9 protein-coding genes are annotated in these 12,975 nt (G+C 62.0%); 3 read left to right on the top strand and 6 right to left on the bottom strand.

Annotated elements, in window-relative coordinates:
* Positions 1-101 precede the first annotated feature (101 nt).
* The 3 genes from pvdO to pvdM all read right to left on the bottom strand — a co-directional run bounded on the left by pvdO (position 102) and on the right by pvdM (position 3,777).
* Positions 102-980: a dihydropyoverdine dehydrogenase gene (gene pvdO / locus ACA068_RS19860; RefSeq protein ID WP_497304182.1), complete on the bottom strand. Its 879-nt coding sequence runs from the start codon at positions 978-980 to the stop codon at positions 102-104.
* Between the two features lie 136 nt (positions 981-1,116).
* Positions 1,117-2,397, bottom strand: a complete 1,281-nt coding sequence (gene pvdN / locus ACA068_RS19855; protein WP_497304180.1) for a pyoverdine-tailoring periplasmic protein PvdN — start codon at positions 2,395-2,397, stop codon at positions 1,117-1,119.
* Positions 2,398-2,427: 30 nt separating this feature from the next.
* Positions 2,428-3,777, bottom strand: coding sequence for a pyoverdine-tailoring dipeptidase-like protein PvdM (gene pvdM, locus ACA068_RS19850; protein ID WP_497304178.1), 1,350 nt, complete (start codon positions 3,775-3,777; stop codon positions 2,428-2,430).
* A 242-nt stretch (positions 3,778-4,019) separates the two neighbouring features.
* On the opposite strand from pvdM, the gene pvdP reads away from it, so the two are divergent.
* Entirely contained in the window at positions 4,020-5,648 is a 1,629-nt protein-coding gene (gene pvdP / locus ACA068_RS19845; protein WP_497304176.1) for a pyoverdine maturation tyrosinase PvdP, read from the top strand.
* A 113-nt stretch (positions 5,649-5,761) separates the two neighbouring features.
* On the opposite strand, the gene ACA068_RS19840 is transcribed toward pvdP, so the two are convergent.
* From ACA068_RS19840 to ACA068_RS19830, 3 genes are read right to left on the bottom strand one after another with little or no spacing between them, the layout of a single operon-like run.
* Positions 5,762-7,156, bottom strand: a complete 1,395-nt coding sequence (locus tag ACA068_RS19840) for an efflux transporter outer membrane subunit (protein WP_497304174.1) — start codon at positions 7,154-7,156, stop codon at positions 5,762-5,764.
* Positions 7,157-7,163: 7 nt separating this feature from the next.
* On the bottom strand, positions 7,164-9,137 hold the full coding sequence (locus ACA068_RS19835) for a MacB family efflux pump subunit (RefSeq protein WP_497304172.1): 1,974 nt from the start codon (positions 9,135-9,137) through the stop codon (positions 7,164-7,166).
* Complete coding sequence (locus tag ACA068_RS19830) at positions 9,138-10,310, bottom strand: efflux RND transporter periplasmic adaptor subunit (RefSeq protein WP_497304170.1); 1,173 nt, start codon at positions 10,308-10,310, stop codon at positions 9,138-9,140.
* 346 nt (positions 10,311-10,656) lie between these two features.
* Here ACA068_RS19830 and ACA068_RS19825 point away from each other — a divergent pair, with 346 nt between their 5' ends.
* Both ACA068_RS19825 and ACA068_RS19820 read left to right on the top strand, forming a co-directional pair.
* A complete protein-coding gene (locus ACA068_RS19825) occupies positions 10,657-11,139 on the top strand; it encodes a sigma-70 family RNA polymerase sigma factor (RefSeq protein ID WP_497304168.1) in 483 nt (160 codons plus the stop codon).
* A 122-nt stretch (positions 11,140-11,261) separates the two neighbouring features.
* A complete protein-coding gene (locus ACA068_RS19820) occupies positions 11,262-12,599 on the top strand; it encodes a lysine N(6)-hydroxylase/L-ornithine N(5)-oxygenase family protein (RefSeq protein ID WP_497304166.1) in 1,338 nt (445 codons plus the stop codon).
* The last annotated feature ends 376 nt before the right edge of the window (positions 12,600-12,975 follow it).

Here is a 12,975-nt window from a genome sequence, read left to right as displayed (position 1 = left end):
CGATAGCGGTCTTACATTCAACATATACGTTGACTGTTACGCCGCCATCGCGAGCAGGCTCGCTCCCGCAGGGGATTTTGGTGATGCACGAAAGTGTAGGTTTAAAGCTCACGCACGATACGGAACCCCATCCAGTCGCCACGCTCCTGCGGGTACTGGCTGTTGCGGTTGCCGGAGCGGGAGAACACTGGCGCTTCACCCCAGTCGTTGCCGCGAATGCGCACGGCTTCGCAGTTGGGTTCTACCCACGCGCTGCCATCGGTGGGCGCGCCAACGTAGTCCGGGTGTTCGCAGTCTTCGACCCATTCGTAGACATTGCCGTGCATGTCGTACAGGCCGAACGCGTTCGGTGCATAGCTGCCCACCGGCGAACTGTAGCTGTAACCGTCCGCCGGCCCGTAGGTGTTGGCGTGTTGGCTGATGCTGTATTCCTTGCCTTCATCGAACGGGAAGGGGAACGGTCCTTGGCTGCCGCCGCGTGCGGCGTATTCGCGTTGGGCTTCGCTGACCATGTGGTACTTCTGCCCGGTCTTCTTCGAGAGCCAGGCGACGTAGTGCTTCACGTCATCGAAGTTCATGCACACCGCCGGCTGACGCGGGCCTTGCGGGTAACGCGGTTTGCTGGCGACGCATTCACGACCCGGCCGGGTATCACCGTTGGCGATGGTCACGCCACTCTCGCGCACGTAGCTGTCCCATTCACCGGCGGTGACCTGGAAACGGCTCATGGCGAACGGTTTGGCGAAGGTCACCTCGTGCATCGGACCTTCGTCGGGCTCGCGACCGACTTCATCGTCCGGCGTGCCCATGGTGAAGGTGCCGGCGGGCAGCACGACCATTTCCGGGCAGTCGCGGCAGTCCTTGAATACTTTGCCTGGTTGCGGGGTGGTGGCCGCCTGGGCGGTGGTTGGCAACAGGCCGGCGAGGAGGGCGGTCAGGGCGAATGCCTTGAGGGGCACGATTAATAGATCTCGGTTCATCTGTCGTCTCGATTTGAAAGAAAACTGGCGTCCCTGTGGCGAGGGAGCTTGCTCCCGCTGGGCAGCGAAGCGGCCCCAAAGAAAGGGACTGCTGCGCAATTCAGCGGGAGCAAGCTCCCTCGCCACAGGTGCAGCATTAGACGGTTTTGCTCAGCAAGGCCATGAAGCGGTCGATGTGGTCTTCGGTGTTGAGCAGGCCTGGCGCGATGCGGATCACCGGGCCGACGTCGCGGTCCACCGAGTCGCAGACCACGCGGTTTTCCATCAACTGAACGGCAATCTTTTCGCAGTCACGGTCCTTGATCCGAAAGAAGGTAAAACCGGCCGACAAGTCCGGGCTGTTTGGCGTGACCAGTTCGACCTGCGGGTGTTCCAGCAAGCGGTTTTTCGCATAGGTGTTAAGGGCGTGGATGCGCGCCTGCACCTCGGCCTTGCCCAGTTCCAGGTGCAGCTTGAACGCCTCGTCCAGGGCCCAGCGATGTTCGAAGCTGTGATAACCGCCGGGGGTCATGATGGTCGAGAACGTGGTGGCTTCGGAGAAGGTCGGAATCGTCGGCGTCACATCCTTGAGCTCGGCGGAACGGGCGCAGATGATCCCGGTGCCGCGCGGGCCGAACATCCATTTGTGGGTGCCGGCGATGAAAAAGTCGCAGTGCATGTCGGGGAAGTCGAGGTCTTCGACGCCGAATCCGTGCACGCCATCGACCACGTAAAGGATGCGGTCCTTTTCCTCGCGGTTGCGATTCTGCTCCTCCACCAGTTTGCCGATTTCACCGATTGGCAGCTTCACGCCACTGCCGGACTGCACCCAGGTCATGCCCAGCACGCGGGTTTCGGGGCGGATGCCTTTGGCGATCGAATCCAGCACCTCATCCGCCGAAACGTTGTGGCTGTTCTCGAACAGCTTGAGCTTGCGCACCTTGACCCCGTCCTTCTGCTGGCGGTAACCCAAGGCGTAGTTGGTGGCGTAGTGTTCGTGTTCGCTGGTGAGGATTTCCTGATCCGGCCGCACATGGATGCCGCCGTAGATCAGCGACAGGCCTTCCGTGGTGCTGCCGGTCAGCGCAATCTGTTCGGGCTTGGCCTTGAGGTAACGACCGGCCCAGACGCGAACCGCTTGCTCGCGTTTTTCCGTTTCGCCCAGGTCCCAGTCCATCGCCAGGCCCGGGTTGCGGTCGAGGTTGGCGCGGTGGCGTTCAATTGCCTCACGCACTGGGCGTGGGTGGGACGTCACCAGAAAATTGGCAAAGTGCAGGTAGTCCGGATCCTGATCGAACAACAAACGCAATTGCGCCCATTTGTCCTTGGGCAGCGGCTGTGGATTGGCAGCCAGCGCCGGTAGATTCACGGCGCTGCTCAGGGGCAGGCCAGCGGCAAGAATACCGGCCTGCTTGAGGAATGAACGGCGGTTAGTCATGAGCTCGGTTCGCTTTTTCAAAAGAGGGCATCAGTTTTTCGCTACCGGTCTGGACGACTTCTGCACCTGGTCCCAGACCCGCAGGAAATTCCCGCCCCAGAGCTTGGCGATATCGGCTTCGCCATAGCCGCGACTGATCAGCTCGGCCGTCACGTTGCGAGCTTCGCTGACATCCTTCCAACCCTCCAGACCGCCACCGTCGTTGAAGTCGGAACTGATGCCGACGTGGTCGATGCCGATTTTTTTCACCGCGTAATCAATCGCGTCGCCGTAGTCCTTGAGGGTGGCTTTCGGTTCTTCGTCGACGATGGCGTAGAGCTGGCCGGCATACTCGCCGAAGCGTTGCTCGGACCAGACCGTGATGATCGGATCGCCCGGCATCAGCGCCATTTCCAGGCCTTGCAGCGGTTGCAGGTCGAAGCGTGCGCGCAGGGCGTTGAGTTTGTCCTGAGTGGCCTGGCTGAGCGGGCGGATGTAGGTCGGGAAGCCGACAATCTGCACCACGCCGCCGCTGTTCTTGATCAGTTGCATTTCCTGATCGCTGAGGTTGCGCGGGATGTCCACCAAGGCGCGCGGTGCCGAGTGCGAGGCGACCATCGGCGTGCGGCTCAACTGGGCGACTTGCTCCAGGGCCTTGGTCGACATCTGCGACACATCGATGATCACACCCAGATCGTTGAGACGATGCACCGCCTGTTTGCCGATCTCCGACAGGCCCCCAAGGGCGTCTCGCGAATCATTGAAGAACGGCAGCGGTCGGGACGAATCCGCCCAGGCGTTGTTGCCCACGTAACTGAAACCGAACATGCGCATGCCGCGAGCGGCCCACGTGTCCAGCGCGTTCAGGTCGTTGCCCAGTGGGTAGGCGTTGAGCATGCTCATGAAGATCGCGAACTTGCCTTCGCCGTGCAGGCGGCGGAAATCGTCCGGGGTGTAGGCGATGGCGACCTGATTGGGGAAGTCACGAACCATTGTGCTGATGATTTTGTAGCGGGCTTCCTGCTCGAACCGGGCTTCGTCGACGAAACCGGCGGTTGGGCGATGCGGGGCGTTGGCGCCGTTCCAGATTTCCGGCCAGCCGAAAATTGTCAGGGCCGCGCCGGACAAGCGACCGCGGCCGGTCTTGACCAGGTCGAATTGCCCGGTGCCGTCCTTGTCTGCTTCATTGCCGGCGGTGCCGAAGTCCAGCGGCACGGTGACGTGGCTGTCGAAGGAGAGAATGCGCTCTTGCAGCTCATCGGCCTGTTTCATCACCTTGGCCGGGTAACCGGGATTGTCCTTGAACCAGTAATCCCAGGCTGCAAAGCCTGCCCCGGCACTGATCGCCAGGGCCAGCGGCAGGCCGATGTAGAGAGCCTTTTTCGAACGTGGTTTTGTCATTGCCATCTCAGTCAGGTTCGCCGCCCCGGTGCGGGCGCAGGGGCCTTTGCTATCTGGGAAGAACGAGTGGCCCGGTTAGAAATTTAGTGGGACTGATGGCCTCTTCGCGGGCAAGCCTCGCTCCTACGGGTTAATGCAGGACCTGTAGGTGTGAGGCTTGCCCGCGATGCTTTTAAATTTTTGCAGGCAACAAACGTTCTAGCTTGGATAAAGCCTGCTTCATGGCTGACACAGGTAGGGCAATGACGATTTCTCGACGATGGTTCATGGCAGGCCTGGCGCTGACCGGCGCCGCCGTGCCTGCGGCTTTTTATGGGCATCGCGAATGGACGAAACCGGATCCGACGATCACCCCCGGCGAAGCTTCATTCGATGTGGCGGATGTCGCCGGCCAGCATTTGGCGAACACCTTGCGTGGCGTCTGGCAGATTCGTTTCGAAGGGCGTGACGCCGGTATTGAAGGCCTGCCACGGGACGGACTGGAAGTGTTTCTCGACGTCGGCCACAAAGGTCGCGGCCTGATCGGATTCCTCGACACCGCCCAGCGTTTGCGCTCCGGCGATGAACCGCGCTACCGGGTGCTGGGCGATCTGGCAGAAGCCAAGCCGGCTGAGTTGAGCTGGCGGCTGGTCAGTGCCGACGCCGCCAACGGCACGCCGGATTACGAATTCAGCATGTCGCTGGACGAAGTCTGGGCCGGTTTCGGCAACGCCGGCAGCGGCACGCTCAGTGGGCGGGTATTGAACCTCGATCGCCCGTTGATGATGACCGCCCAGGACAATCGCTTCATCGCCGTCAAACGGGTTTTCCCCGAGGCCCGCGAGCGAGCCGGTCTCAATGCACCGCTGCTGGCGTGGCTGGTGTCCGCCGAACATCGGCTGTTTCACCAGCTCTGGCATGCCTCGCGGGACAAGTGGCACACCCTCTCCGAAGACAAACGCAACGCCCTGCGCGGCATCGGCTGGCAGCCCGGCCCGCGCGACAAGGAGCGCGATGCCCGCGGCCCGCGCAAGGATCGCAATGGCTCGGGCGTGGACTTTTTCTTCATGCACCGGCACATGCTGGGCACGGCGCGTTCGATGCAGGACTTGCCGTCGTGGCAGCACTTTCCGTTGCCGCAGCCGGAACTGGTGCGCGATCGCATCGGCTTCGCCAATTACTGCGACAACCACGACGGCACCGCGCTGCCGCCAACCTGGCAGGCCGACGACGATGCCGAATATTCGCAATGGGTCAGCGACATCAAGACCGCCGAGACGTATCACAGCAACTTCCAGGTCTGGGAGTCGCGCTATCGGGATCCGCGTTATCTGTCGAAGCTCACCCTGGGGCAGTTCGGTTCCGAGGTCGAGCTGGGGCTGCATGACTGGCTGCACATGCGCTGGGCCTCAGTGCCGCGTGATCCGTCCAATGGCCAGCCGGTGCCGTTTGCCCGGGATCCGGCAGACTTTTCCGCGCGCTGGTATGCGCCAGAAAACGACTTTCTCGGCGACCCGTTTTCTTCCCATGTGAACCCAGTGTTCTGGCATTTTCACGGCTGGATCGATGATCGCCTGGAAGACTGGTTTCGCGCTCACGAGCGTTTTCATCCGGGGGAGGTGAGTCGTCTGGAGGTCAGCGGTGTGGCGTGGTTTGCGCCGGGGCGCTGGGTTGAGGTGGACGATCCGTGGCTGGGGCCGAGCACCCATGGTTGCAACACGACGCCGGGGTTGCAGGCGGGCAAGTCGGTCGAGATGGACCCGGAAACCATGAAACTGGCGTTGCGCATCACCTTTGGTGAAGACGAGAAGAAACTGGCGGACCTGTTCCGCAAAGTGCCACAGCGGCCTTGGTATGCACGGCATTTGAAGGCCAAGCCGATTACCAGTTAAACCGATAGACCGAGTTATCGTTCTTCGCGGGCAAGCCTCGCTCCTACAAGGGCATCATTTATACCTGTAGAAGCGAGGCTTGCTCGCGAAGAGGCCCTCACTGGCAACTCAAATCAAAGAACCTGCCACCCGCCACCCAACGCCTTGTACAGCGCAATGCTCGCCTGCAACCGCGACAACCGCAGCTGCACATTCAAATCCTGCGCCGCATACAGCGTGCGCTGGGTTTCCAGTACGGTCAGCAAATCCTCGGCCCCTGCCTGATAACGGCTTTGCGCGATAGTGAAGGCGGTCTGCGCCTGGCTCAGTTCTTCGCTTTGCCACTGGCGCTGTGCATCCAGCCCGCGAATGCTGTTGAGGGCTTTTTCCACATCGGCGAAGCCGTTGATGATCGCCCCGCGATACGTCTCCAGCAATTCTTCCTGGCGCGCCGTGGCTTTATCACGCTCGGCGCTCAAGTGGCCGTTGTTGAACACCGGCGCAAGCAATCCGGCGGTGAGGTTGTAGAAAGGATTGCGCAGCATGTCCGCCGCACGATCTGCGCCCGAGCCCAGTTCCGCGCTCAACGTGACCTTCGGCAACATCGCCGCACGGGCCACGGTGACGTCGGCTTGCGCGGCGGCCAGTTGCGCTTCGGCACGAGCGATGTCCGGACGGCGGGTGAGCAGTTCGCTGGGGGCGCCGGCCGCGATGGTCGGCCATGACAGCTGATCAAAGCGCTCCTGACCCAGCCCCAGTTCCTGAACCGGCCGGCCGAGCAGGGCGGCCAGACCGATCAACGCCTCCTGAGCCTGTTGCTGCACCAGCGGCAATTGCCGTTGTTGCGCCGCCACCAGGCTCTTCTGCTGTGCCAGCTCCAGCGCCGTCGCGGAGCCTGAGTCAAAACGGGTCTGCACCAGCTTCAACACGTTCTGCGCGTTCGTCAGGTTCAGCTCGGCGATGCGGCTTTGCTCGCGCAGCGACAAGGCCTGCGCGTAGGTATTGGCGACGCCGCTGAGCAGCGTCAACTCCACGGTCGCCTGATCGAACTCGCTGGCCTGCAAAGCGAATTGCGCGCTGTCACGGGAAGCCCGCTGACCGCCCCAGAAATCGATTTCGTAAGTGGCGCTGAGGCTGGCATTGAAGTAATCGACGGCCTTGTTGTCGCTGTCGGCATCGAGCTGGCTGTAACCGTTGCCGCGCAGCAGTTTTTGCCGATTGGCGTTGAGGCCGGCCTTGACCTCGGGCAACAGCGAGCCGCCGGCAACCACCGTCTCTGCCTGCGCCTGGCGCACCCGTGCGATGGCGGCGGCCAGGTCGTAACTGCCGGCCCGCGCCTGTTCGATCAGTTGATCCAATTGCGGGCTGCCGAACTGCGTCCACCATTGCAGATTGCTGCGGGTGGCGTCTTTCGTGTGCGGTGATTGCCAGGAGGCGGGCGGCTGGAGGCCACTTTCCGGGCGCTGGGCGGGCGTGCCGCAAGCGCCGAGCAGCAGGCAGAGGGTCAGTAAACTCAGTTGCGGCTTCATGGAGAGATCATTCACTGGTAAGGGCCGTGACCGGGTCGAGTCGGGCAGCTTTGCGGGCCGGCATGAAGCCGAAGACAACACCGGTGACCAAGGCGCAGCCAAAGGCGCCGAGCACCGCTATCAAAGAGAACGCGACGGCGACTTCGCTGAGAATCAGCGCGCCGCCGACGATCAGCGCCAGGGCGATCCCGGCGAGTCCGCCGACCACCGAAAGCATCACCGCTTCGGTCAGAAACTGGCGCAGGATGTCGCGCTGACGGGCGCCGGTGGCCATGCGAATGCCGATCTCCCGCGTGCGCTCGCGCACGGTCATCAGCATGATGTTCATCACCCCGATCCCGCCGACCAGCAACGAAATCGCGGCAATCGAGCCCAGCATCAGCGACAGGGTGTTTTGCGTGCGCGCTTCGGCCTGAATCATTGCGGCGTTGTTGGTCAGTTCGAAATCCTTCTTGCCGTTGTGCAGGCGCAGCATCAATTGCTCGATGGCGATTTCGGTCTCCTTGACCTTGCGTGCGTCGGCGGCGGCGATGGCCACGTACTCGGGATTATGGGTGCCGAACAGCCGCACACTGGCGGCGGAGTAGGGGATGGCGATGCGGTCGTCGCTGTCGGAGTCGCCGGAGCTGGCGCCTTTTTCCGCGAGCACGCCGACCACCTGGAATGGCACGTTCTCGATGAGGATGTACTGGCCGATCGGGTTGGCCACGTCCTTGAGCAACTTGGTCCGCACCTTGTGGCCAATCACTGCGACCGCCGCGGCGTTGCGTTCATCGTCCTGGGTGAAATAGCTGCCTTGCACCACCGGCCAGTTGAAGATGGCCGGGAAATTTGTGTCGTTGCCGCCGACGTAGCTCAAGTGGTCGAGGTTGCCGAAACGCACCCCGGCTTCCTGGCCGTTGACCGGCATGATCCGCGTCACTTGCGGCAGGCTTCCCACCGCCGCGACGTCATCCAGGGTGACGATGCCCTGCGGCGTTCGTGGGTTGGGTGATGAGCCACCTAAATAAATGATGTTGGAGCCGAAAGCACCCATTTGCGCCATGACCTGGCGCTTGCTGCCTTCGCCGACGGCCAGCATCACCACCACCGACGCCACGCCGATGATGATCCCGAGCAGCGTCAGCGCCGTGCGAAAGCGGTTGATCCACATCACTCGCCACGCGGCTTGCACCGCATCAACCAATTCGCCTTTCCATGCGCCGGTGGCTTCGGCGCCTTCGGTCAGGCGCTTGCGCAGATCCACCGCTTGCAGCGCGCCGGGGTTGGCCGAGGTCTGTGCTTGAGGGGTGTCCACCGCGCTGTCACTGATGATCAGCCCGTCGCGGATTTCGATGATGCGTTTGGCCCGGGCCGCCACTTCGCGGTCGTGGGTGATGAGGATCACCACGTGGCCCTGGCTCGCCAGTTCGTCGAGCAGGGTCATGACCTCGGCACCGCTGTGGCTGTCGAGGGCGCCGGTGGGTTCGTCGGCGAGGATGATGTGGCCGCCGTTCATCAAGGCGCGGGCAATCGACACCCGTTGTTGCTGGCCTCCGGAGAGCTGATGCGGGCGGTTGCCGGTGCGTGAGGCCAGGCCGAGGCGGTCGAGCAGGGCGGCGGCGCGGGCATGGCGTTCGGCGGCGGGCAGGCCTGCATAGATGGCCGGCATTTCGACGTTTTCCTGGGCCGAGCCGGACGGGATCAGGTGATAACCCTGGAACACAAAACCAAAGGCTTCGCGGCGCAGCCAGGCCAGCTCGTCGCTGTCGAGGGCGGCGACGTTTTGCCCGGCGAAACGGTATTCGCCCGAGGTCGGGCGGTCGAGGCAACCGAGGATGTTCATCAGCGTCGACTTGCCGGAACCGGACGCGCCGACAATCGCCACGAATTCCCCGGCATGGATCGACAGGTCGATGCCGCGCAGCACGTGAACTTCCGGTGAATCGCCGCCGCCGTAGGCTTTGCGGATGTCCTGCAGGTCGATCAGAGGCGTCTGCATTCAGCCGCCACTCCCATCGGCCGGGCCGATCAGCAGATGATCGCCTTCCTGCAAGCCGTCGAGGATCTGCACCCGCAGACGGTCGCTGATTCCTGTGCGCACATCACGCTGCTGGAGGCTGCCGTTTTCAGCGACGACCTGGGCGATTTGCCTGTTCGCTTCAGTGCCGGCCTGCAACGCCGCGACCGGCGCGGTCAGGGTGTTTTTCGCCTGATCCGAAACGAAGAATACCTGGGTGGTCATTTCCGCCATCAACGCGTTGTCGGCGTTATCGACGTCCAGCAACACCGTATACAGGACCACGCGGGCGCTGCCGCTTTTGCTCGAACTGGCCGGGCTGCCGCCGCCCTGGCTGGTCTGGTCCAGCGGCTTGGGCGGCACCGGCAGAATCTGCCGCACGTTGCTGCTCCAGCGCCGGTTGCCGCCACTGAGGGTGGTGAACCAGGCGGTCATGCCGGGTTTGACGTGGCCGATGTCGGCTTCCGACACTTCGGCCCACACCGTCATCGGTGACAAATTGGCGATGCGCAGGATCAACGGTGTTTGCTGCTGAGCATTGAGGGTCTGGCCGACCCGAGCGTCGAGGGCGACCACGGTGCCGGACATCGGTGCGTAAATCCGCGTGTAACCGAGTTCGGCCTGATCGCTGCGCAGGTTGGCCTGGGCCTGGCGGATCTGCGCCTGGAACATGTCGATGCGGGCCTGGGTGGCGCGCAGTTCGGCCTGGGCGGTCTGCACGTCTTCTTCGCGGGTCGCGCCGCCGGCCTTGAGGTTCTGCTGGCGCTGGAATTTCTGCCGGGCCAGTTCGTGCTGTGCCCGTTGTTCCTGGAGCTGCGCCTTGAGGTTCTCGATGGAGAAGCGCCCGGCGTCGAGTTTGGCCTGCTGGGTGGACGGATCGATCTCCACCAGCAGTTGGCCTTCCTTGACCACGTCGCCGACTTCCACGTGGATCTTGTGGATCTGCCCGGACGCCTGGGCGCCGACGTCGACATAACGCCGTGGCTGCAGGGTGCCCAGCGCGGTGACGCTGCTTTCAATGTCGCCACGGCTGACTTGCACGGTGGCGAATTTATCCCGGCCCGGCGGGATCACTTGCCAGGTGGCGATGGCGATAACGGGGATCAGACAAAGTGCTAAAAGCAGGGCGCGTCGGGTCTGTCGGGGACGTTTCATGCAGGGTTCCGGCCAATGGGTATCGGCCCGTCGTTCAACCTGCGCACGAAAAACGGCGGCAGGCGAACGCTGTCGGGGAGCCGACAGACACGGGGAGCTGTCCTGTAAACGAGGAAAGTCGCGGGGAATTTAGGTGCGGAAACAGGTCGATACAAACGGGGATAAATCCCATCGCCACAGGTGTAGCACATGACTATTTATCGGGTAAGTCAAAGCAACACTTTAAATCTATATGAGAATTACTATAAATTACGCGGCTCGAACTGCCACCATCTTGCCACTGCCCATTTGTGCGGTCGCAGAAGTGGCTCAAGGATAGAAACCGCACCCTGTGCGGCCGGGAGTCATGTTGGAAAACTACTATCGCGAGCTGGTGTGTTTCCTGAACGCCAAGCTAGGCAACCGTCAGGTGGCCGAAGATGTGGTGCATGACGCTTATCTGCGGGTGCTGGAGCGTTCCAGTGACACGCCGATCGAGCAGCCCCGGGCCTTCCTTTATCGCACCGCGCTGAACCTGGTGATCGACGATCATCGCCGCAACGCCTTGCGCCAGGTCGAATCGCTGGACGTGCTCGACAACGAAGAGCGCTACTTCACACCGTCCCCGCACAACTGCCTCGATCATGGCCAGCGCCTGGAGATGCTCCAGCGTGCCCTGGCGGAATTGCCGCGGTTGTGTCGCGAAAGTTTTCTGCTGCGCAAGATCGATGGCCTGTCGCACCCGGAAATTGCCGACCACCTCGGTATCTCGCGCGCGCTGGTGGAGAAGCACATCGTCAATGCCATGAAACATTGCCGCGTGCGGATGCGCCAGTGGGACGCCCATTGATCCCTTCTCTCTAAATTTTTTTTCATTGTCCTCGTTCCTACTCAACAGACGACCTGCTGTCCTGCATCAGGTCACTTAGGCTTATTCCCCTTGTTGAGGGGTTCATCCAGAGGACACTGGAAATGACACAGGCAATTGCATCGCCCATCGTTCACGACCTGATCGGCGTCGGTTTCGGCCCTTCGAACCTGGCGCTGGCCATCGCTCTGCAAGAGCGCGGGCCGACCCAGGGCGAGCTGGATGTTCTGTTTCTCGACAAGCAGGCGGACTACCGCTGGCACGGCAACACCCTGGTGACCCAGAGCGAGTTGCAGATCTCCTTCCTCAAGGACCTGGTAACCCTGCGCAACCCGACCAGCCCGTACTCGTTCGTCAACTATCTCAAGCATCACGGCCGTCTGGTGGACTTTATCAACCTCGGCACCTTTTACCCGTGCCGCATGGAGTACAACGACTACCTGCGCTGGGTCGCCGGTCAGTTTGAAGCCCAGAGCCGCTACGGCGAAGAAGTGCTGAGCATCGAGCCGGTGCTGCACAACCAGCAGGTCGAGGCGCTGCGGGTGATCTCTCGCGATACCCAAGGGCATCAACACGCGCGCACCACCCGTTCGGTGGTGGTGAGTGCCGGCGGTACGCCGCGCATTCCCGAAGCGTTCAAGGCGCTGAAGGATGACGGCCGCGTGTTCCACCACTCGCAGTACCTGGCGCAGATGGCCAAGCAGCCTTGCGTGAACAATCAGCCGATGAGCATTGCGATCATTGGCGGCGGCCAGAGCGCGGCGGAAGCCTTCATCGATTTGAACGACAGCTTCCCGTCCGTGCAGGTCGACATGATTCTGCGTGGCTCGGCGCTGAAGCCAGCGGATGACAGCCCGTTCGTCAACGAAGTGTTCTCGCCGGAGTTCACCGACCTGGTGTTCCAGCAGGCGAGCAGCGAGCGTGAGCGTCTGGTCAACGAGTACCACAACACCAACTATTCGGTGGTGGACATCGACCTGATCGAACGCATCTACGGCATTTTCTATCGCCAGAAAGTCTCGGGTATCGCGCGTCACACCTTCCGTACCCTGACCACTATCGAGAAAGCCACCGCCACCGAGCGCGGCATCGAACTGGCGGTGCGCAACAATGCCACCGGTGAAGTCGCGGTTCGTCTGTACGATGCCGTGGTATTGGCCACCGGCTACGAGCGCCAGATGCACCGCAAATTGCTGGCGCCGCTGGAGCAATACCTGGGTGATTTCGAGGTGGATCGCAACTACAAACTGATCACTGACGAGCGCTGCAAGGCCGGCATCTATATGCAGGGCTTCTGCCAGGCGAGCCACGGTTTGAGCGACACGCTGTTGTCGATCCTGCCGATTCGCGCGGATGAGATTGCCGGGTCGTTGTATGACCATGGCAAGCACCGTGGGCATCGCCGTTCGGTGGTGGATTTGTTGTTGGCCACTGCCAGCTAAGATCTTCGGCGCCTGTTAAACCGCTTTCGCGAGCAAGCCCGCTCCCACAGTGGATCTCCAGTGAACACAGATTTTGTGTATGACAGAGATCAAGATGTGGGAGCGGGCTTGCTCGCGAAGAGGCCCTCAAAGGCAGCACAAATCCAGAATCCTGAACCCTTCCTGAAGAACCCCGCGATTCCCCCACCACCCACCGTTCCTTCGTTTACTCTCCACAAATCGGGGCTTAAGCTTCGCGCGTTTTCATCAATAGCGGAGACCCTCATTGGGTACTTGTTCGAGTGACAGTCGTCGGCCGGTTTCGATAACCGGCACCCTCCCGGCACGATAACGCGCAGCCTGCTGCCGTTGTCTCGCCGATAAGCGAGCAGCGGAA

This window comes from Pseudomonas sp. LBUM1660 (assembly GCF_059695935.1).
Note: the sequence above shows the minus strand (reverse complement) of the source record. Positions and strands in the feature narration are given on the sequence as shown.